Origin of the sequence: Brachybacterium phenoliresistens, from assembly GCF_039530785.1 — a bacterium.
Classification (GTDB): domain Bacteria; phylum Actinomycetota; class Actinomycetes; order Actinomycetales; family Dermabacteraceae; genus Brachybacterium; species Brachybacterium phenoliresistens.
The window spans coordinates 26,176-44,915 of the sequence record NZ_BAAAOW010000011.1 but is presented as its reverse complement, the minus strand read 5'-3'; the positions used below and the strand labels follow the sequence as shown (position 1 = coordinate 44,915).

Below are 18,740 nucleotides of genomic sequence, written 5' to 3'. Positions count from 1 at the left end.
CGTGAGGGTTGTCCCCAGCATGCTCCCTCTCCCCAAGGACGCCCCGTGACCTCACCCAGCCCTGCCGTCGCCGCCCCCGGTGCGGCGCCCGCGCACTCCCAGGCGCGCCCGATGACGGTGCGCGAGGCGCTCAGCAGCCCGGCGCTGCTGCGCACCGAGGTCCTCGCCGGGCTCGTCGTCGCCCTGGCGATGATCCCGGAGGTGCTGTCGTTCTCCGCCCTGATCGGGGTGTCCCCGGCCGTCGGCCTGTTCACCGCCGCGATCATGGCGATCACGCTGTCCGTCGTCGGCGGCCGGCCGGCGATGGTCACCGCCGCGGCCGGCGCGACGGCGCTGGTCGTCGCCCCCGTCTACCAGGAGCACGAGGCGGCCGCCGGCAACGGGCTCGACTACCTGGTGGCCACCGTGCTCCTGGCCGGCGTGCTGCAGGTGGTCCTCGCCGCCCTCGGGGTCGCGAAGCTGATGCGGTTCATCCCGCGCTCGGTGATGACCGGCTTCGTCAACGCGCTCGCGATCCTCATCTTCACCGCCCAGATGCCCCACCTCCTGGGGCCCGAGGCGAGCTGGATGGTGTGGCCGCTGTGCGCCGCGGGCATCGCCCTGCTGATCATCGTCCCGCGGATCACCACGGCGATCCCGGCGCCGCTGATCACCATCATCGTCCTCACGCTCTTCGTGGTGATCGCCCGCTGGGACGTCGCGGACGTCGCCGACCAGGGCGAGCTGCCGCAGTCGCTGCCGGACCTGTTCATCCCGCACGTCCCGCTCACCCTCGCGACGCTGCAGGAGATCTTCCCCTACGCCCTGGGCATGGCCCTGGTAGGGCTCATGGAGACGCTGCTGACGGCGAAGCTCGTCGACGACGTCACCGACACCCACTCCTCCAAGCCGCGCGAGGCCTTCGGCCAGGGCATCGGCAACATCGTCGCAGCCCTGTTCGGCGGGCAGGGCGGCTGCGCGATGGTCGGGCAGACCGTCGTCTCCGTCAAGGACGCCCGGGCCCGCTCGCGCGTGTCGACCTTCCTGGCCGGCACCTTCCTGCTGATCCTCGTGGTCCTGGCCGGGGACATCATCGGCCGCATCCCCATGGTCGCCCTCGCCGCGGTGATGATCATGGTGTGCGTGTCCACCGTCGACTGGCACAGCGTGCGCCCCTCGACCCTGCGTCGCATGCCGATCCCGGAGACGCTGGTCATGCTCGTCACCGTGATCGCCACCGTGCTCACCCACAATCTCGCCGTCGGCGTGGGCCTCGGGGTCCTCACCGCGATCGTGCTGTTCGCCCGCCGCGTCGCCCACCTGGTGCGGATCGAGCCCGTGTGGGAGACCGACATCGACGGCGACGGGACCGTGGACGTGCGCCGCTACCGCGTCTCCGGCCAGCTGTTCTTCGCCTCGAGCAACGATCTGGTCTACCAGTTCGACTACGCCGGCGATCCGGCGACGGTGATCATCGACCTCACCGACGCCGATGTCTGGGACGCCTCGACGGTCGCCTCGCTCGATGCCGTCCAGGGGAAGTACCGCGACCGCGGCAAGGAGGCGCGCATCATCGGCCTCGACGGGGCGAGCGCGGAGCGCCTCGAACGGCTCTCGGGCCGGCTGGGCGCCTGACGGCGGCGCGACCGGGCCGGCGCCGCGGCTCAGGACGGACGACGCACGCTGGAGCGGACCTCCACCGACGTCCGATCACGCAGAAGCCCCGCGGCACATCGCAGCGGGGCTCCTGTCCACCCCCCGACGATGCCCGCGATCACGGCACGTAGCTCTCCGGACCGCCCGTCGCCATCGCACCAGGGATGATCTGGCACGAGTACGCCACGACCGAGTCGGCGACGACGACGAGCGTCCAGACCACGCCCCAGGCTCGATACCCCATGACACCGAAGAAGAGCACCATCAGGTGGTACAGCGCTCCGACGACGATGACCGGAACGACGCCGAAGTTCCACCCCAGTCCGCCCACATCGGAGAAGTCCGCGTTCGTGCCGTTGTGCTGGTTCGAGTACGCCGAGGAGATCCAGAACCACCCCAGCGCGATCCCCACGACCGAGCCGATCACCCCGGCCCCGAAGAGCACCCGCCACACCTCGCGATCAGGCGGCAGGCTCCCTTCGACGACCGGTGAGGACGACGGTGCGGGACTCATGCTCCGCATGCTTGCACACCCCGGGCCGGCAGCCGCCCTCAGCCCAGGGTCCCCAGCAGCAGCGAGACGATGAGCGCGATGATCACCGTGTTGAACACGAAGGCCAGCGCGGTGTGCACCATGACGGTGCGGCGCATGTCGGAGGTGGTCACCGCGACGTCGGTGGCGCCGAAGGTGGCCTGCACGCCCAGGGAGAAGTAGGCGTAGTCGGTGAAGCGGCGCGTCTGCCCTCCGGGGAAGTCGAGCCCGCCCTCGGCGAGGTCGCGGCGCGCGTAGTGCACCGCGAACATCGCCGCGATGTCGGCCCACGACCCGCCGACCATCGCGAGCGTCCAGCCCAGCAGCAGCTGCGAGCCGTGCAGCACCGGGACCGCGATGATCCACACCACCACCGCCAGCGACAGCACCGAGACCTGGACGGACCAGGACGGCGCCTCCGTGCGCCACCAGCCGTCGAGCAGACCGTGCCGCAGGCGATCGGCGCGGGAGTCCCGGGCGCGCCGCCCGGAGGCATCGCCGGCCAGCTGCGCGCGCAGGGCCTCGCCGTCCAGGCCGCGGTAGGCGATCCGGGTCAGGGCCAGGTGCAGCACGGTGAAGGTCGTCCAGGCGAGCACGAAGCCGAGCACGAAGCCGTGCGGGCGCAGCTGCGGGGAGACGCCCAGCCAGATCGTCTCGATCACCGCCGTCGAGACCGTCGCGGCGATCGTGCACACCAGGGTGCGCCGCCCCTCGGACATGACCCCGCGCCGCCGGGCCCCTGCGGGCGCCGCCCGCGGTCTTCTGCGCTGCCGGTCCTGCATGCCGTCCCCTTCGCGCCGGTCGTGCCCAGGAATCTAGCCGACGGCGCCCGTCCCGCGACATAGGGTGCGCTCATGCCCGCCTCGTCCCCCGAGCAGACCCGCCCCGCCGGGCCGCGCGTGGTGACCGTCGCCTCCGGCCTGTGGTGCCGGCGCGGAGACCCGCCGCCCATGGAGGAGATGCACCGCCACAACGACGTCGAGATCAACCTCGTCCTGCGCGGCGAGCTGCACTACGTCTTCGCCGGTCGGCACCTGGTGGTGCGCGAGGGGCAGATCGCGGCGTTCTGGGCCGCCCAGCCGCACGGGCTGGTCCATTCCCGGCCCGGCGACGTCGCCTGGGTGCAGGTGCCGATGTCCCACGTGATCGGCTGGCACCTGCCCGAGCCCGAGATGAGCGCCCTGGTGCGGATGCAGCCGCTGATCATCGAGGCGGGGGCCATCGGCCGCCGGCTCGAGTCCATGGTCGAGCTGTGGCTCGAGGAGATCGCCCGGCCCGAGACCGTCGGCATCGCCCTGCTGGAGATCCAGGCGGCGATCCGCCGCATCATCCGCGCGGCCGATGCGCAGGGCCCCGGCCCCGCCCCGCGCGAGCTGCCCTCCGGCCGCACCCGGCACGTCGTCGAGATGGCGCAGTTCGTGGTGGAGCGCTTCCGGGAGGAGATCGCCGTCGCGGACGTCGCCCGCAGCGTCCACCTCACCCCGTCCCATGCGATGACCGTCTTCCGCAGCGCCCTGGGGGTGACGATCGGGGACTACATCGTCATGTGCCGTGTCGCCGAGGCCCAGCGCCTGCTGCTGACGACCGCGAAGACCTCCGCGGAGATCGCCGGCGAGGCCGGCTTCGGCTCCCTCAGCAGCTACTACGCCCATGTCACCGCGGCCTGCGGCATGACGCCCCGGCAGTACCGCGCGCAGGGCCGGTAGGGCGGCGCGACCCGGCCCGCCGCTGCCGGACCGGCCGCCGAGGCCAGTGCATCACCGCAGGTGATGGCGCCCATGACGAAGTCCTGGCTACCGGTGGGCAGCGGCGGAGCCTAGCGTGGAGCGCGGCCGATTCCCTGCCCGAAGGAGACCACGCATGACACGCCGGACCGCCGCGCACCGGACCGCCCGGAGCGCGTCCCGACCCGGCGCGGCCGCGTGAGCCGGCCCTCGGCGCCGGCCCCGGCGACCGCCCCGTCCTCGGTGCAGGACGCCGCGATCCAGCGCCGCACCCTGCGGGTGCTCGTGGCCATGCAGATCATCGGCACCATCGGCGTGGGCGTCGCGCCGTCGATCGGCGTGCTGCTGGCCGGAGAGGTGACCGACTCGGAGGCCTGGGCCGGGCTGGCCCGCACGGCCAGCACCCTGGGCGCCGCCCTCGCGGGCCTGCCGCTGGGCCGCCTCGCCGCGCGCCACGGCCGCCGCTGGGCGCTGGCCGGCGGATGGTGGGTCGGCGGGACCGGCAGCGCGATCCTGGTCCTCGCCGCGCAGGCCGGCCTCACGGTGCCGCTGTTCATCGGCCTGCTGCTGATCGGGGCGGGATCCGCGGTGGCCCTGCAGGCCCGCTTCGCCGCCACCGACCTCGCCGACCCCGCGCACCGCGGCAGGTCCCTCGCGCTGGTCGTGTGGGTGGGGACGCTCGGCTCCGTGCTGGGCCCGAACCTCGGGATCCCCGGCGGGGCCGTCGGGGAGCTGGTGGGGCTGAACGTCTATGCCGGGGCGTTCCTCATCGCCGCGGTCTGCATGCTGCTGGCCGGGTTCCTCGTGTTCGCGCTGCTGCGGCCCGACCCGCTGCTGCGCGCCGCCGCCCGCGGCGCCGGACCCGCCGAGGTCGGCGCCGCACCCGGGCCCGCCGGCGCCGACGCCGTCCCCGCCCTGGACGCGCCCGGTCCCGCCCCGGACGCCGCCCGGCCCCCGGCGCGGCGGGGCGGGCGGCTGCGCCAGCTGCTGGCCGAGGCGCGCGCGAACGGCCCCGCGCGCTACGCGGTCACCGCGATCCTCACCGCGCAGATCGTCATGGTCGCCATCATGACCATGACCCCGGTGCACATCGCGCACCACGGCGGCTCCATCACGGTCGTCGGCCTCACCATCAGCCTGCACGTGGCCGGCATGTTCGCGCTGGCGCCGCTCGTGGGTCTGCTCGCGGACCGGTTCGGGCATCGCGCCGCCGTCGGCGGGGGCGTGCTGATCCTGCTGGCCTCGCTGCTGCTGGCGGCCCTGCGCCCCGACTCCACGGCCGGGATCGTGGTGTCGCTGATCCTGCTCGGGGTGGGGTGGTCGTTCGTGAACGTCTCGGCATCGGCCCTGTTCAGCGCGGTGATCACGGATCGCTCCCGGGCGTCCTCGCAGGGCGGCATCGACGCCCTGGCGAACCTGTGCGGCGCGAGCGCCGCCCTGGCCGCCGGCCCGCTGATGGCCGTCTCCAGCTTCTCCGTGCTGTCGCTGCTGGCGATCCTCGCCCTGGTCCCGCTGGCCGTGCTCACCGTGCGCGCCCCGCGCCGGAGCGCGTCCGCGGATCGGGCCCGCCCGGCCTGAGCGGGGCGCCGCGCCGCCGGGCTCCGATACGCCCATGAACTGGTTGACCGCTCGTGGGCTGTGCCACTCTTGAGGCGCCTCGCCGACGTCGGGGCGCAGAACGACCCGCACGACCACCCCGCACCACCAGGAGTCACCGTGGACTCGACCCCTCCGCCCCGCCCTGCCCCGGCGACCGATCCCCGCACCCGGCATCGCCACGGCCGGTGGACCTTCCGCTGCGAAGCCGATGAGATCAGCGAGATCGCCCTGGACGGGGTCGAGCTGCTCGCCTCCGCCCGGCCCGCCCTGCGCGATGCGCAGTGGGAGACCATCCCGCCGCAGGTCACCGCCGAATCCTGGGCCGATGGGGCCGATGGGGCCGATGGGGCCGATGGGGCCGACGGTGCCGACGCAGTCGATGGGGCCGATGGCGGCGGCGCCGGAGGCGAGGGCGCGGACAGCGCCGGACCAACCGGCGTTCGCGACGTCCTGACGCGCACCCTCGAGGTCCGCTACGACGACGCGACCGGCGCGGCCCGTGCCACCTCCACCCTCACCGTCGGCGAGACGGAGCTGCGCCTGCGCCTCGTCCTCACGGCCGAGGACGAGGTCGTCACCAACCGGGCAGGGCTCACCGCGATGCTCCCGCGGGAGATGGCCGGGCACGACGCCGTCCTCACCACGGTCGACGGCCACCACCGCGACGTCCGCCTCCCGCGGCAGATCGCGCCCTGGCAGCCGCTGTTCGGGATCCGCTCCCTGGCGCTCTCGCCCTCGGGCGTGCGCGCCCGCCTCGAGCTGACCGGCGACGAGTTCGAGATGGAGGACCAGCGCAACTGGACCGACGCGAGCTTCAAGATCTACTCGCGCCCGCTGGAGCGTCCCTTCCCGTACCGCATCCCCGCGGGCACCGAGGTGGTCCAGGAGCTGGTCCTCACGGCGCTCGACGCGCCGGCCGACCCCGTCGGGATCGCCGCCGCCGCGTCCGGGACGGATCTGCGCCCTCTCCTCGAGGCCGCGGCGGAGGTCCCGCTGCCCGGCATCGGCATCGGCGCGACCACGGCCCACGGCGCGGCGCTCACCGCCCCGCAGCCGGGCCTCGAGGCGCTGGATCATCTGGTCGTCGAGGTCAGCGACCGCTTCCCCCTCGAGCCGGTGCTGGAGTCCGCGCGCGCCGAGGCCGGTGCCGAGGAGCTTCCGGTGGACCTGCGGATCTCCGGCGCCGGCGACGTCGACGTCGCCGGGATCCTCGACCGGGCTGAGGAGGCGGGGCTCGTCGTCGTGCGCGCCGCCGTGTTCGACGAGGCCGCCCATGTCACCACGCCCGAGCTGTGGGAGCGGCTGCTCGGCGCCGTCGCGGGCCGCGGCATCGAGCCGGTCGCCGGGTCGCGCAGCCATTTCACCGAGCTCAACCGGCAGATCGCGGTGATCCCGCAGGCCGAGCACCTGACCTTCCCCAGCACCCCGCAGATGCACATGCGCGAGACCTGGCACGTGGCGCGCAGCCTCGCCGCCCTCGGCGACGTGCTCGCCTCCGCGCGGGAGCTGCGCCCGGAATCGCGCCTGCTGCTGGGGCCGGTCACACTGCGCCCGCGGGTCAACGCCGTCGCGACCGATCCGGGGCTGGTCGACCGCGCCGATGCGAGCGGCTACGGCGCGCACCTCACCCCCGGATCCGTCGATCCGCGCCAGCACACCCCATGGGCGGGAGCCTGGGCCGCCGCGGTGATCGCGGAGGCCGCCGCCGGCGGTGCGGAGTCGGTGTCCCTGATGGAGATGGCCGGTCCCCGCGGCGTCGTGGCCCCCGCCGCGGATCCGGGAGCCGAGGGCATGATCGCGGCGGCGCCGGGGGCCGAGGGCCTGTCCCCGGCCGGCCGGGTCATCGCACGGCTCGCCCCGCAGCGCGGCCGCCCGGTCCGGGTGCTGCGCGGCCCCGGCGGACCGGGCACCGCGGTGCTCGCCCTGGAGGACCTCGTGCTCCTGGCCAACGCGGGCCTGGAGGACTGGGCCGTGCGCGGACCGCAGGGGGAGGAGCTCGTCGTGGCGCCGGGCACGGTGCACGAGCTGGGCTGACCACGACCGCGACCCCGACCGCGACCGAACTCGCGCCGACACCCAGCAACTGGTTGACCAGTGGGTGGGCGGTGCATAGCCTGGGCGCACCTCCGTGCCGTCGCAGCGCGGGATGACATCACAGGAGATGGGCATGGATCGGACCGGTTCCCCGCAGGGCGGACGCCTGGCAGGCAGGACGGCGCTGGTCACCGGCGCCGCATCGGGCATCGGCCGGGCCCTGGCCGACCGCTTCCTCGCCGAGGGCGCCCGCGTCGCCTACGCCGACCTCGACCTCGACGCGGCCCGGGCGGCCGCGACGGGGGAGGGCGCCCTCGCCGTGCCGATGGACATCGCCGACGAGGCGAGCGTCGAGCAGGCCTTCGCCGCGCTCGCCGCGCAGGGCATGACCCCCGATGTCGTCGTCGCCAACGCCGGCGTGCAGCTCTTCGGCCAGGACGCCCCCACCGGCGACGTGCCGCTGGAGGCATGGCGCCGCACCCTGGACGTGAACCTCACCGGCACCTTCCTCACCCTCAAGCACGCCGTGCGGGCACGGCTCGCCGCGGGCGGAGGCGGATCGATCCTCTGCACCGGCAGCCCCACGGGGCTGAACGGGGAGGGCGCCGACTTCGCCGCCTACTCCGCGTCCAAGGGCGGGATCCATGCGCTGGTCCGCGCGACGGCGAACGCCTATGCGGCCGATGGCATCCGGGTGAACACCATCGTCCCCGGCTACACGGAGACGAGCCTGGTCACGAGCATCTCCGGCGACGCAGAGGCGCGGGCGGCGATCATCGGCCGGATCCCGCTGGGCCGCCCCGGCGCCCCCGAGGACGTCACCGGCATCGCCGTGTACCTCGCGAGCGACGAGTCGCGCTACGCCACCGGGGCGATCTTCCGCGTCGACGGAGGCATGACCACGCTCTGATCTCCGCGCCTCCGATCGGGAAGGCGTCGCCCGGATCACCCTTGCGCGGTACCCCTGAGGGGTATAGCCTGAGCTCGCAATACCCCCTAGGGGTACCTTTTCGAGAGAGGCGGCGATGACCATGGTGGCACAGGAGTACACGGTGACGGGCATGACCTGCGGGCACTGCGAGATGTCGGTGCGCGAGGAGGTCGGGGAGATCGTCGGCGTGCAGGACATCCAGGTCAGCGCCCAGACCGGCCGGCTCGTCGTGAGCGCGCAGGAGGCCGTCGACGACGCCGCCGTGCTCGCCGCGGTCGAGGAAGCCGGCTACTCGGCCGCCCGCGTGCGATGAACGCCGCCGGCCGTCTGGGAGTCTACGGCGCGGCCCTGGTGGTGGCGTTCGGCGGCGCCTTCGGCCTGGCCGGGGCGCTCGTCCCCGACAGCGCCGTGCAGGCGTGGCAGGACTCGGGCGGCGGGTCCGCCGATGCCGAGGGCCACGCCGCGGGCGGCCACGACGCCGGCGCCGGCGACGGCCCGACGGAGGGGCACGCAGGGCACGGTTCCGGCGCGGAGCCGGACGGCGGCGCGGACTCCGCGGCGCTGCCGGGCCTGTCCCAGAGCGCCGAGGGCTACCAGCTCTCGCCAGTGAGCGCCCCGGCGGCGCCCGGGGAGCCGGGGGCGCTGAGCTTCCGCATCCTCGGCCCGGACGGCGAGGCCCTCACCGACTACACCACCAGCCACGAGAAAGACCTGCACCTGATCGTGGTGCGCAGCGACGGCGCGCGGTTCCGCCATGTCCACCCCGAGCTCGCGGCCGATGGGACCTGGTCCCTGCCGTGGCAATGGGAGGAGGCGGGCAGCTATCGCGTCTACGCCGACTTCACCCCCGGCACCGAGGGGGCGGGCGGGCTCACCCTCAGCCGCACCGTGCAGGTGGCCGGCGATCTGAGCCCCGTCGTCCCGCAGCCGAGCACCGTGGCGGAGGTCGACGGCTACACGGTCACCCTCACCGGCGGCCTGGTCGCCGGCGGGGAGGGCACGCTCGAGTTCGCCGTCACCCGGGACGGGCGTCCGGTCACGGAGCTCGAGCCCTACCTCGGCGCCTACGGCCACCTGGTGGCCCTGCGCGAGGGGGACCTCGCCTACCTGCACGTCCACCCCGAGGGCGAGGCACCCCGGCCCGGCGTGACCGCAGGACCGGAGGTCGCCTTCGTCGGCGAGGCCCCGACCGCGGGCCGGTATCTGCTCTACCTGGACTTCCAGGTCGCGGGCCAGGTGCGCACCGCCGCCTTCGTGGTGGACGCCGAGCACCCGGCGCGCGACGGCGGGGCCGATCCGGCACCCTCCGACGGCGGATCCGACCCGGCGCCCGCCGAGGGCGGAGCCGACGGGGCGCCGGCCGACGGCGGAGCCGACGGCGCGTCGGCCGACGACGGCGGCGGCCATGGCGACCACGACCACTGACATGACAGCCCGCCGGGGCGACCCGGCCGGCACGGAGGAAGAGCGAGCATGAGCACGAGCGGGCCCCTGACGGGCATGGACGTCATCGAGCTGGAGGTCGGCGGGATGACCTGCGCCTCCTGCGCGAACCGCATCGAGCGCAAGCTCAACAAGCTCGAGGGCGTCGAGGCGAGCGTCAACTACGCGACCGAGAAGGCGAAGGTCACCGTCCCCGAGGGCTACGACCCCTCGCTGCTGATCGGCGAGGTGGAGAAGACCGGCTACACGGCCGCGCTGCACGCCCCGCCCGCGCCCTCGGGCGGGGCTGCGGGCGACGGAGCATCGGCCGAGGGCCCCGAGGCGGAGGACCCGGAGCTGACCTCGCTGCGCCAGCGGCTGATCGGCGCGGTCGTCCTCACGGTGCCGGTGATCGCCATGGCGATGATCCCGGCGTTGCAGTTCGAGTACTGGCAGTGGGCCTCCCTCGCGCTCGCCGCGCCGGTGATCGTGTGGGGCGCCTGGCCGTTCCACCGGGCGGCGTGGACGAACCTGCGCCACGGCGCCGCCACCATGGACACGCTCATCTCCATGGGCACCGCGGTCGCGCTGCTGTGGTCGCTGTACGCCCTGTTCCTGGGCACGGCCGGCACCCCCGGGATGACCCATCCCTTCGCGCTGACCATCGCCCCCAGCGACGGCGCCGCGAACATCTACCTCGAGGTCGGCGCCGGGGTCACGATGTTCATCCTCGCCGGGCGCTACTTCGAGAAGCGCTCCAAGCGGCAGGCCGGGGCCGCGCTGCGGTCCCTGCTGGAGATGGGCGCGAAGGAGGTCGCCGTGCTGCGCGACGGCGCCGAGCAGCGCATCGCCATCGGCGACCTGCGCGTCGGCGACGAGTTCGTGGTGCGGCCCGGCGAGAAGATCGCCACCGACGGCGTGGTCGTGACCGGCACCTCCGCGGTGGACGCCTCCATGCTCACCGGAGAGTCCGTCCCCGTCGAGGTCGGGGAGGGCTCCGCCGTGACCGGCGCGACCGTCAACGCCGGCGGCCGCCTGGTGGTCCGGGCCACCCGCGTCGGCGCGGACACCCAGCTCGCGCAGATGGCCCGCCTGGTGGAGGACGCCCAGACCGGCAAGGCCGAGGTCCAGCGCCTGGCCGACCGGATCTCCGGGATCTTCGTGCCGATCGTCATCGCGATCGCCGTGATCACCCTGGGCGCCTGGCTGGGCGCCGGCTTCGGGGCGACGGCGGCCATGACCGCCGCGGTGGCCGTGCTGGTGGTCGCCTGCCCCTGCGCGCTGGGCCTCGCCACGCCGACGGCCCTGCTGGTGGGCACCGGCCGCGGCGCGCAGATGGGCATCCTCATCAAGGGCCCGGAGGTGCTCGAGTCCACCCGCGCGATCGACACCATCGTGCTGGACAAGACCGGCACCGTCACCACCGGCACCATGACCCTGGCCGAGGCGATCCCCGCCCCCGGCACCGATCGCGCCGAGCTGCTGCGCCGGGCCGGCGCCCTCGAGCACGCCTCCGAGCACCCGATCGGCCGGGCGATCGCCGCCGGCGCGGCCGATGAGGTCGGGGCACTGCCGGTGCCGGAGGGTTTCGAGAACCTCGAGGGCCGAGGGGTGCAGGGCGTCGTCGACGGCGCCGCCGTGGTCGTCGGCCGCGCCTCCCTGATGGCCGAGCGCTCCCTGCCCATCGACCCCGATCTCGCCGCCGCGCAGGCCGCGGCCGAGGCCGAGGGGCGCACCGTGGTCGTCGCCGCCTGGGACGGGCAGGTGCGCGGGATCCTCGTGGTCTCGGACGCGCTGCGACCCACCAGCGCCGAGGCGATCGCGCAGCTGAAGACGCTGGGGCTCGCGCCCGTCCTGCTGACCGGCGACAACCGCGCGGCGGCCTCCCGGATCGCCGCGGAGGTCGGCATCGACGAGGTCATCGCCGAGGTCCTGCCGGCCGACAAGGTCGACGTGATCGCGCGCCTGCAGGCGGAGGGGAAGGTCGTGGCGATGGTCGGCGACGGCGTCAACGACGCCCCCGCCCTGGCCCGCGCCGACCTGGGGCTCGCGATGGGCACCGGGACCGACGTCGCCATCGAGGCCGGCGACATCACCCTGGTGCGCGGGGACCTGCGCGGCGCGGTCGATGCGATCCGCCTGTCCCGCCGCACCCTCGCCACCATCAAGGGCAACCTGTTCTGGGCCTTCGCCTACAACGTCGCCGCGATCCCGATCGCCGCGCTGGGCATGCTCAACCCGATGCTCGCCGGGGCCGCGATGGCGTTCTCGAGCGTGTTCGTGGTCGGCAACAGCCTGCGCCTGCGCGGCTTCCGCAGCGTCACCGGGAGCGCTCAGGAGTCCTCGGCCAGGCCGGTGCGGTAGGCCCAGATCACCGTCTGCACGCGGTCGCGGGCGCCGATCTTCGTCATCGCCCGCGTGAGGTGCGACTTCACGGTGCTGGTCTCCACGAACAGCTCCCGGGCGATCTCCGCGTTGGACATGCCGCGCGCCAGCAGGCGCACGATCTCGGCCTCCCGCGGCGTGAGCTCCGGCGCCGGCGCGGAGGCCGCCCGCGGGCCGCGGCGGCGGGAGAACTCGCGGATCACCCGGCGGGTGACGCTGTGGTCCACGAGGCCCTCGCCCGCGGCGAGGCGTCGCACCGCCTCCAGCAGCTCCTCGGGCTCGCAGTCCTTGAGGAGGAAGCCGTCGGCCCCGGCCTCGAGGGCGCCGAACACGTCCTCGTCCAGGTCGAAGGTGGTCACGACCAGCACCGCCGGCGTCCCGCCGCGGCGATTCGCGACGATCTCCCGGGTCGCGGAGATGCCGTCGCCGTCGGCCATGCGCAGATCCATGCAGACCACGTCCGGCGCCAGACGGCGGACGACCTCGACCGCCTCCCGGCCGCCGGAGGCCTCGCCGACCACCTCCACGTCGCCGTGCTCCTCCAGCAGCACCCGGAAACCCATCCGCACCACCGCCTGGTCATCGACCAGCACCACCCGGATCATCGGGCTCCTCCGTCCTCGGCCGACGGGCGCCCGGAGGCCGCCCCCGACCCCGGCCCCGCTCCCGCCGCCGGGCGCGGCAGCTGCAGCAGGACCCGCCAGATCCCGCCCTCGGCGGGCCCCGCCTCGAGCCGCGCCCCGATGGCCGCGGCGCGCTCGCGCATGACCGCGAGGCCCGTGCCCCCGGGGCCGTCCGCCGTATCGGGCCGCTCGGGCGCGGTCGCCGGGGCGAGCGGGTTCTCCACGCGCAGCGCGAGCATCGGCCCCTGCGCGTCGAGCTCCAGGTGCACCGGGGCGCCCGGCGCATGCTGGAGCGCATTGGACAGCGACTGCTGCGCGATCCGGTAGAGCGCGGCATCGACCAGGGGCGCGAGCTCCGGCACCACCCCGCGCACCTCGAGCTGCACCCCCACGCCCAGGTCCCGGGCGTCCCGGGCCAGCTGCGGGAGGTCCCGCAGGCCCGCGACAGGCGCGACCGGGCCGCCGGTGCGCAGCAGCCCGACCACCGAGCGCAGGCCGTCGAGCGTCTCCTTGCCCTGGCGGCGCAAGGACGCCGCCCCGGCCTTCGCGGCCTCCGGGTCGCGATCCACCAGGCGCTCGACGGCCGCGGCCTGCACCACCATCCCCGAGAGGTGGTGGGCGGCCACGTCGTGCAGCTCCCCGGCGATGCGGCGGCGCTCCTCGGCGAGGGCCGCCTCCAGGCGCACATCCTGCTCCCGCCGCTCCTGCTGCCGCTGCAGGCGCCGGTTCTCCGCGCGTCCGGCGATGATCACGCCGACCAGGAAGGCCAGCAGATAGGTGCCGCCGGCGGAGAGCGTGCTCTCGAGCATCGGCCCCAGCACCGGCCGCCCCAGACCCGCCAGGACGACGCCCCGGACCAGGACCTCCGCGGCCACCGCCGCCAGGACCAGCGCCAGCCCGCGCCGCACGGCGGCGACGGCGCCGATCCGGGCGATCACGAGGATCGTCGGGATGCCGCGGTAGGTCACCTCGGAGTCCTGCAGCAGGACGACCACCGCGACCTGCACCGCCACCACCGCGATCAGCGCCGCCCGGGGTCGGGTGCGCCACCACAGCAGCGGAACGGCCTGCGCTGTCGCGAGGACCAGCAGCAGCGCCCGCCGCGTCGGGTCCAGCGGGGCGAGCCCCTCCTCGGCCAGCAGCGGCAGCGTCAGCAGCAGACCGCCGAGCGTCAGCACCGCCGTGCCGGCCGCGAGCAGGGCGTCGCGGCGCCGCGCGGACAGGCCGGAGAAGGGATCACGCATGTCCTCCATCCTCCTCTCTGCCCGGTCCCTGCGCTCAGACGGACACGTCGAGGCTGAACAGGTGCAGCCCCCACGCCGACCAGGCGATGCCGGCCAGCGCCGCCACCAGGACCACCGCGCCCAGCACCCGTCGCCCGCGGCGCAGCGCCCGCAGCAGGGGACGGACCTCGGCCGCCGCCTCGGACCCGGCGTGCGCGCGTCCGGGGAGGACCGTGCGGACCAGGTCGACCGTCGCCGGCACCAGGGCGAGCACGCCGATCGCCTGCGCGACCTGGATGCCGCGGATCGCCGGGGCGGGCAGCACCGCGAACCCGCCCGCGGAGACGATCGCGACCGTCCAGCCGACCAGGGCCAGCAGGGCCACCGCCCCACCGGCGCGGGCGAGATGCGCCGTCCACGGCAGCGGCGGCGCCGGCACCGCGGGGGAGGTGCCCAGGACCCGCCCGGCCAGGCGCCGGATCGCGCCCAGCGGCCACAGGGCCAGCACCAGCACCAGGAGCACGGCCGCCGTCGCCAGCACCGGCAGCAGCAGCGCGCGGCCGGGCCCCACGGGCACGATCGACATGGCCGAGTCGTGGCCGATCCGCACCACCTCGCCGTCCTCGACCTGCACCGCGAGCTTCCGATGCCCGCCGACCTCCTGCCACACCCAGGGGGAGATCTCCTCGTACTGCTGCGGCCCGCTCAGCGACAGGCCGCTCGCGACCAGCCGGCCGTCGCCCACCGCGGTGATCCGCACGGGGGTCAGCAGCGTGACCGCATCCATGTAGCCGGTGGCCATGGCCCGCGTGGACTCGTAGCTGCCGGCGACCGTCGCGGCCCGCTCGACGGCGCCGCCCTCGGCCCCGGCACCCTCGGCTCCGGCGCCGCCGGCATCGGAGGCCCCGCCCGCGGCCGGCACGGTGCCGGGCCGCTCGGAGCCCGCGCCGCCGTCGGCCGGGAGATACCGGTCGGTGAACCCGGCGAGCAGGTCGTCGCGGATCGCGTAGGCGGCCGTGTCGTCGCCCGTGGCGTTCAGGCTGAGGAAGATGCCGATGCCGTCGTCCGGGTAGATCTCCAGGGCGGAGTGGAAGAAGTTCGTGTCGCCGCCGTGCCCGAGGGCCCGGTGGCCGGGGCGGGACTCGTCGAACAGCCCCAGCCCCATCCGCTGGCCCTGGGCGAGGGTGCCCAGGCTGGACTCGTCCAGGGCCGGCTGCTGCATCTGCGCGAGCATCTCCGGCGAGAGGATCGGCTCCCCGGTGCCCTGCCCGAGCAGGGCGAGCAGGAACCGGCCCATGTCCTCGCCCGAGGCGCTCATGGCGCCCGCCGGGGAGGCGGGGATGATCTCGAAGTCCTGCGCGGGGCCGTCGGCCGTGACGTATCCGGAGGCGACCTGCGGGGCGAGCGCGTCGGGGACGGGCTGCGCGAAGGTCGACGCGGACATCCCGGCGGGGGCGAACACATGCTCCTGGACGTACTGCTCGAAGGGCACGCCGGTGGTCTCCTCCACGATGTATCCCGCCAGCGCGAGGCCGTAGTTGGAGTACGCCGGGGTGGTGCCGGGGGCGTAGATCTGCGTGGGCGGCTCGTGCCGGACGTACTCCTCGAGGGAGAACTCCTCGCCCTCGGCGACGAAGAGGCCCTCGAGGTGCTCCTCGAAGCCGGCGGTGTGGGTGAGCAGGTGGCGCAGGGTGATGTCGCCGTCGAAGCGCCGCTCCAGCGGCACGTCGACGTACGCGCTCACGTCCTCGTCGAGATCCAGCTCGCCCGCCTCGACCAGCTGCAGCACGGCCACGTCGGTGGCGAGCTTGGAGACGGAGCCGACCCGGAACAGGGACGATGCGGGATCCACCGGCACGGCGGGGGCATCGGCCGTGGCGGTGCGCGCCTCGCCGTAGCCGCGGCTGGTGAGGATCCGCCCGTCCTGGACGACGGTGACGACGGCGCCCGGGACGCCCCCGTTCTCGAGGGCCACCGGCAGCCGGCCGTCCAGCCAGGCGTTCACGTCCTGCTCGGTGAGGCCGACGGGGGAGGCGGGCTCGGCCGCCCGCGGCGCCGGCAGCGTCCCGGGTGCGGCACCGCCGGTGGCGCCCGCGCACCCTGCCAGCACGGCCACGCCGACGATCAGCAGCGCCAGCAGTCCTCTCGCGCGATGGACGACGTTCATGACCAGCCCCTTCTCTCCGCGGCCCGTGACGGGGCTCCGCCCGGGTCCGCCTGCCGTCCATCCTTCCGGCGCGGGCCCCGGGGCACATCGGGCGCAGGGCGGCACTGCGATATCGACCTCCGATGGAGGCCGCCCCCGACCCCCGGCGCAACCGGCGACGGGAGCGCGCGGCGCGGCCGCCGGGCTGGCCGCGACCGGGTCGGCGGCGGCCGGGTCGGCGGCGACGGGTGCGGCGGCGACGGGAGCGGCGGCTGACGTGGTCCTCGGCGCGAGGCGCGGGGGGTCGTGATGCTCTGCACCGGCTCGATCGGGCACTCGCCGGGCTGGACGGGGAACGATCGGAGTGATGCCGGTGAAACGATCGGAGTGATCCCGTCGCTACGCGAACCGCCGGAGTGATTCCGTCGCTACCCGGCGAGGTAGCGACGGAGTGACTCCGCTCGATGACGTAGCGACGGGATCACTCCGTTCGATGCGGTCGCGACGGGAGAGTCTGCCGGATTGCGTCGCGACGGGAGAGTCTGCCGGATTGCTTCGCGACGGGGTCGCTCCGCGGGGTCACCGGCGGTCCGGCGGCCCGCGCCGGGGCGGGACTCACGTGCGGGGCAGGACGCCGGATCGCCAGATGAGCATGCTGACCGCCCAGAACGGCAGGGCCAGTCCGAACACCGGCACCAGGCCGGGGATCGACTGCCACACCCAGACGCTCGCCATCAGCACGGCGGCGATCGAAAGGGTCAGCGGCAGGCGGGTGACCAGCAGCGACAGCGTCATCCGCCAGATCCGCGGGAGGGGGTCGTCGAAGTGCGCGGCCAGCGGCCAGACGACGATGCTGAGCAGCGCTGTCACGATGGTCAGGGCGACGACGACCCCGCTGATCCAGGGCGCCGCGGCGCCGAGGTCCAGGGCCACGCCGCCATCGGCCGCCGTCGAGGAGCCGCCGACGACGGCGCCGGTGAGGATCCATCGGTCGAGGGCGATGACGGCCCAGCCCAGCACCAGCACCGCCCCGATCCGGTTCGCCCGGCCCAGCTCGGCGCGCCAGGCCGACCAGAAGGCGCGCCACAGGCCGGGGCGCGGCGGCGTGTCCTCGCCGGCGCGCTCGCGGGCGGCCTCGCGCAGGTCCTCGCGCAGCACGGCGTGGACGGCGGCGGTCGCCGGGAACAGCCCCGCGACCACGAGACCGGCCAGCGTGCCGGCGATCCACAGCAGGTGCAGCAGGAACAGGCGCAGCCCCAGCTCGCCGAGGCCCATGTGCCAGCGGACCAGGCCTGCGGTGAGGCGCCGCCCGCCCGGCTCCGTGCTCTCCGACCGCCCTGCGCTCTCCGACCGCCCTGCGCTCTCCGACCGCCCTGCGCTCTCCGACCGCCCTGCGCTCGCCGGACTGCCCGCGCCCTTCGTCGTCTCCGCATCCTTCGCCCGCCCCGTGCCTTCCGCGCGGGCCGCGGCGCCCTCCTTGCGGGCCGCGGCGATCGCTGCGGCCGCGGAGGGAGCCGGGGCGGGGGACGGAGCGGAATGCAGGGCGGTCATCAGCCCTTCACCGATCCGATCATGACGCCCTTCTCGAAGTACTTCTGCAGGAAGGGATACAGGATGATGACCGGCAGGGTGGAGACGATGATGACGCCGTACTTGATCTGGTCGGCGTACTGCTGCCCGTAGGCGCCGCCGCTGCCGCCCGCGCCTCCGGCGCCGCCGGAGAACGCCTGGTTGGACAGGAGGATGTCGCGCAGGACGATCTGCAGCGGCTGCTTGTCGTAGTCGCGCACGAAGATCAGGCCGGTGAAGAAATCGTTCCAGTGCTGCACCAGGTAGTACAGGCCGATGACGGAGATGAGCGCCTTCGACAGCGGCAGCGCGATGGTGAGGAAGAAGCGGAAGTAGTCCACGCCGTCGAGCATCGCCGCCTCGAACAGCTCCTCGGGCAGGGAGGCCTCGAAGAACGACCGGGCGATGATGAGGTTGAAGACGTTCACGGCCGAGGGGAGGATGAACACCAGCCAGTTGTCCAGCAGGCCCAGGTCCTTGTACAGCAGGTAGGTGGGGATGAGCCCGCCGCTGAAGAACATCGTGAAGGCCAGCCCCAGCATGATCGGCCGGCGGGGCCGGAACTCGCGCCGCGAGAGCGCATAGGCCGCCGGCAGCGTCACCGCGAGGTTCAGGGCCGTGCCCACGATCGAGTAGATCAGCGTGTTGCGGTATCCCGTCCAGATGCGGGAGTCGGCGAGGATCTGCTCGTAGCCGAACAGGCTGATGCCCTTGGGGAGGAAGGCGACGCGGCCGGTGGCGACGGCGGTCGGGTCGCTGATCGAGGCGATGGCGACGAAGTAGATCGGGTACAGCGTCGCGAACAGGACGGCCGCGCAGATCAGCGTGACGATGATGGCGAAGGGGATGTCGCTGCGGGAGATGCCGATCCGGCGGCGCCGCAGCGGGGCGGTCGCGGGGGAGATGGTGGTGGACAT

Annotated in this window: 15 protein-coding genes; 8 read left to right on the top strand and 7 right to left on the bottom strand. The window is 74.5% G+C overall.

Going from position 1 to position 18,740, the window contains the following annotated elements:
- Nucleotides 1-45: 45 nt before the first annotated feature.
- Entirely contained in the window at nucleotides 46-1,614 is a 1,569-nt protein-coding gene (locus ABD234_RS17140) for a SulP family inorganic anion transporter (protein ID WP_425546805.1), read from the top strand.
- Between the two features lie 139 nt (nucleotides 1,615-1,753).
- Here the strand turns inward: ABD234_RS17140 and ABD234_RS17135 are convergent, their stop codons facing one another.
- Nucleotides 1,754-2,149 (bottom strand): hypothetical protein, encoded by a 396-nt coding sequence (locus ABD234_RS17135; protein ID WP_344358823.1) that lies wholly within the window; start codon nucleotides 2,147-2,149, stop codon nucleotides 1,754-1,756.
- 38 nt (nucleotides 2,150-2,187) lie between these two features.
- Nucleotides 2,188-2,886: a DUF1345 domain-containing protein gene (locus ABD234_RS17130; protein ID WP_051487203.1), complete on the bottom strand. Its 699-nt coding sequence runs from the start codon at nucleotides 2,884-2,886 to the stop codon at nucleotides 2,188-2,190.
- A gap of 135 nt (nucleotides 2,887-3,021) precedes the next feature.
- Here ABD234_RS17130 and ABD234_RS17125 point away from each other — a divergent pair, with 135 nt between their 5' ends.
- From ABD234_RS17125 to ABD234_RS17095, 7 genes are all read left to right on the top strand, one after another.
- On the top strand, nucleotides 3,022-3,873 hold the full coding sequence (locus ABD234_RS17125; RefSeq protein WP_344358819.1) for a helix-turn-helix domain-containing protein: 852 nt from the start codon (nucleotides 3,022-3,024) through the stop codon (nucleotides 3,871-3,873).
- Nucleotides 3,874-4,089: 216 nt separating this feature from the next.
- Nucleotides 4,090-5,469 carry an MFS transporter gene (locus ABD234_RS17120; protein WP_344358816.1) on the top strand — a complete coding sequence of 460 codons (1,380 nt, stop codon included), beginning with the start codon at nucleotides 4,090-4,092 and terminating at the stop codon, nucleotides 5,467-5,469.
- A gap of 138 nt (nucleotides 5,470-5,607) precedes the next feature.
- Complete coding sequence (locus tag ABD234_RS17115; RefSeq protein ID WP_344358813.1) at nucleotides 5,608-7,524, top strand: D-apionate lactonase family protein; 1,917 nt, start codon at nucleotides 5,608-5,610, stop codon at nucleotides 7,522-7,524.
- 133 nt (nucleotides 7,525-7,657) lie between these two features.
- Entirely contained in the window at nucleotides 7,658-8,434 is a 777-nt protein-coding gene (locus ABD234_RS17110; protein ID WP_038374323.1) for an SDR family NAD(P)-dependent oxidoreductase, read from the top strand.
- 121 nt (nucleotides 8,435-8,555) lie between these two features.
- Nucleotides 8,556-8,768, top strand: coding sequence for a heavy-metal-associated domain-containing protein (locus ABD234_RS17105; RefSeq protein WP_038374355.1), 213 nt, complete (start codon nucleotides 8,556-8,558; stop codon nucleotides 8,766-8,768).
- Nucleotides 8,765-9,880 (top strand): hypothetical protein, encoded by a 1,116-nt coding sequence (locus ABD234_RS17100; protein WP_038374321.1) that lies wholly within the window; start codon nucleotides 8,765-8,767, stop codon nucleotides 9,878-9,880. The genes ABD234_RS17105 and ABD234_RS17100 overlap by 4 nt, the downstream gene beginning before the upstream one ends.
- Nucleotides 9,881-9,928: 48 nt before the next feature.
- Nucleotides 9,929-12,241, top strand: a complete 2,313-nt coding sequence (locus tag ABD234_RS17095; protein ID WP_344358808.1) for a heavy metal translocating P-type ATPase — start codon at nucleotides 9,929-9,931, stop codon at nucleotides 12,239-12,241.
- Here the strand turns inward: ABD234_RS17095 and ABD234_RS17090 are convergent.
- The 5 genes from ABD234_RS17090 to ABD234_RS17070 all read right to left on the bottom strand — a co-directional run bounded on the left by ABD234_RS17090 (nucleotide 12,211) and on the right by ABD234_RS17070 (nucleotide 18,740).
- A complete protein-coding gene (locus ABD234_RS17090; RefSeq protein WP_344358805.1) occupies nucleotides 12,211-12,867 on the bottom strand; it encodes a response regulator in 657 nt (218 codons plus the stop codon). The genes ABD234_RS17095 and ABD234_RS17090 overlap by 31 nt on opposite strands.
- Entirely contained in the window at nucleotides 12,864-14,129 is a 1,266-nt protein-coding gene (locus ABD234_RS17085; protein WP_344358802.1) for a sensor histidine kinase, read from the bottom strand. Before ABD234_RS17085 ends, ABD234_RS17090 begins: the two co-directional genes overlap by 4 nt.
- 34 nt (nucleotides 14,130-14,163) lie before the next feature.
- The gene (locus ABD234_RS17080; RefSeq protein WP_344358800.1) at nucleotides 14,164-16,275 is read right to left on the bottom strand and encodes a serine hydrolase domain-containing protein; all 2,112 of its coding nucleotides are present in this window, start codon (nucleotides 16,273-16,275) and stop codon (nucleotides 14,164-14,166) included.
- A gap of 594 nt (nucleotides 16,276-16,869) precedes the next feature.
- On the bottom strand, nucleotides 16,870-17,805 hold the full coding sequence (locus tag ABD234_RS17075) for a YesL family protein (RefSeq protein ID WP_344358798.1): 936 nt from the start codon (nucleotides 17,803-17,805) through the stop codon (nucleotides 16,870-16,872).
- Nucleotides 17,805-18,740 (bottom strand): carbohydrate ABC transporter permease, encoded by a 936-nt coding sequence (locus ABD234_RS17070; RefSeq protein WP_051487148.1) that lies wholly within the window; start codon nucleotides 18,738-18,740, stop codon nucleotides 17,805-17,807. The genes ABD234_RS17075 and ABD234_RS17070 overlap by 1 nt, the downstream gene beginning before the upstream one ends.

Excerpts from the sequence above, each read along its gene's own strand:
- ABD234_RS17135 (WP_344358823.1), bottom strand. The coding sequence starts at position 2,149 with ATGAGTCCCGCACCGTCGTCCTCACCGGTCGTCGAAGGGAGCCTGCCG.
- ABD234_RS17130 (WP_051487203.1), bottom strand. The coding sequence starts at position 2,886 with ATGTCCGAGGGGCGGCGCACCCTGGTGTGCACGATCGCCGCGACGGTC.
- ABD234_RS17125 (WP_344358819.1), top strand. The coding sequence starts at position 3,022 with ATGCCCGCCTCGTCCCCCGAGCAGACCCGCCCCGCCGGGCCGCGCGTG.
- ABD234_RS17110 (WP_038374323.1), top strand. The coding sequence starts at position 7,658 with ATGGATCGGACCGGTTCCCCGCAGGGCGGACGCCTGGCAGGCAGGACG.
- ABD234_RS17105 (WP_038374355.1), top strand. The coding sequence starts at position 8,556 with ATGGTGGCACAGGAGTACACGGTGACGGGCATGACCTGCGGGCACTGC.
- ABD234_RS17100 (WP_038374321.1), top strand. The coding sequence starts at position 8,765 with ATGAACGCCGCCGGCCGTCTGGGAGTCTACGGCGCGGCCCTGGTGGTG.
- ABD234_RS17095 (WP_344358808.1), top strand. The coding sequence starts at position 9,929 with ATGAGCACGAGCGGGCCCCTGACGGGCATGGACGTCATCGAGCTGGAG.
- ABD234_RS17090 (WP_344358805.1), bottom strand. The coding sequence starts at position 12,867 with ATGATCCGGGTGGTGCTGGTCGATGACCAGGCGGTGGTGCGGATGGGT.
- ABD234_RS17085 (WP_344358802.1), bottom strand. The coding sequence starts at position 14,129 with ATGCGTGATCCCTTCTCCGGCCTGTCCGCGCGGCGCCGCGACGCCCTG.
- ABD234_RS17080 (WP_344358800.1), bottom strand. The coding sequence starts at position 16,275 with ATGAACGTCGTCCATCGCGCGAGAGGACTGCTGGCGCTGCTGATCGTC.
- ABD234_RS17075 (WP_344358798.1), bottom strand. The coding sequence starts at position 17,805 with ATGACCGCCCTGCATTCCGCTCCGTCCCCCGCCCCGGCTCCCTCCGCG.
- ABD234_RS17070 (WP_051487148.1), bottom strand. The coding sequence starts at position 18,740 with ATGTCCACCACCATCTCCCCCGCGACCGCCCCGCTGCGGCGCCGCCGG.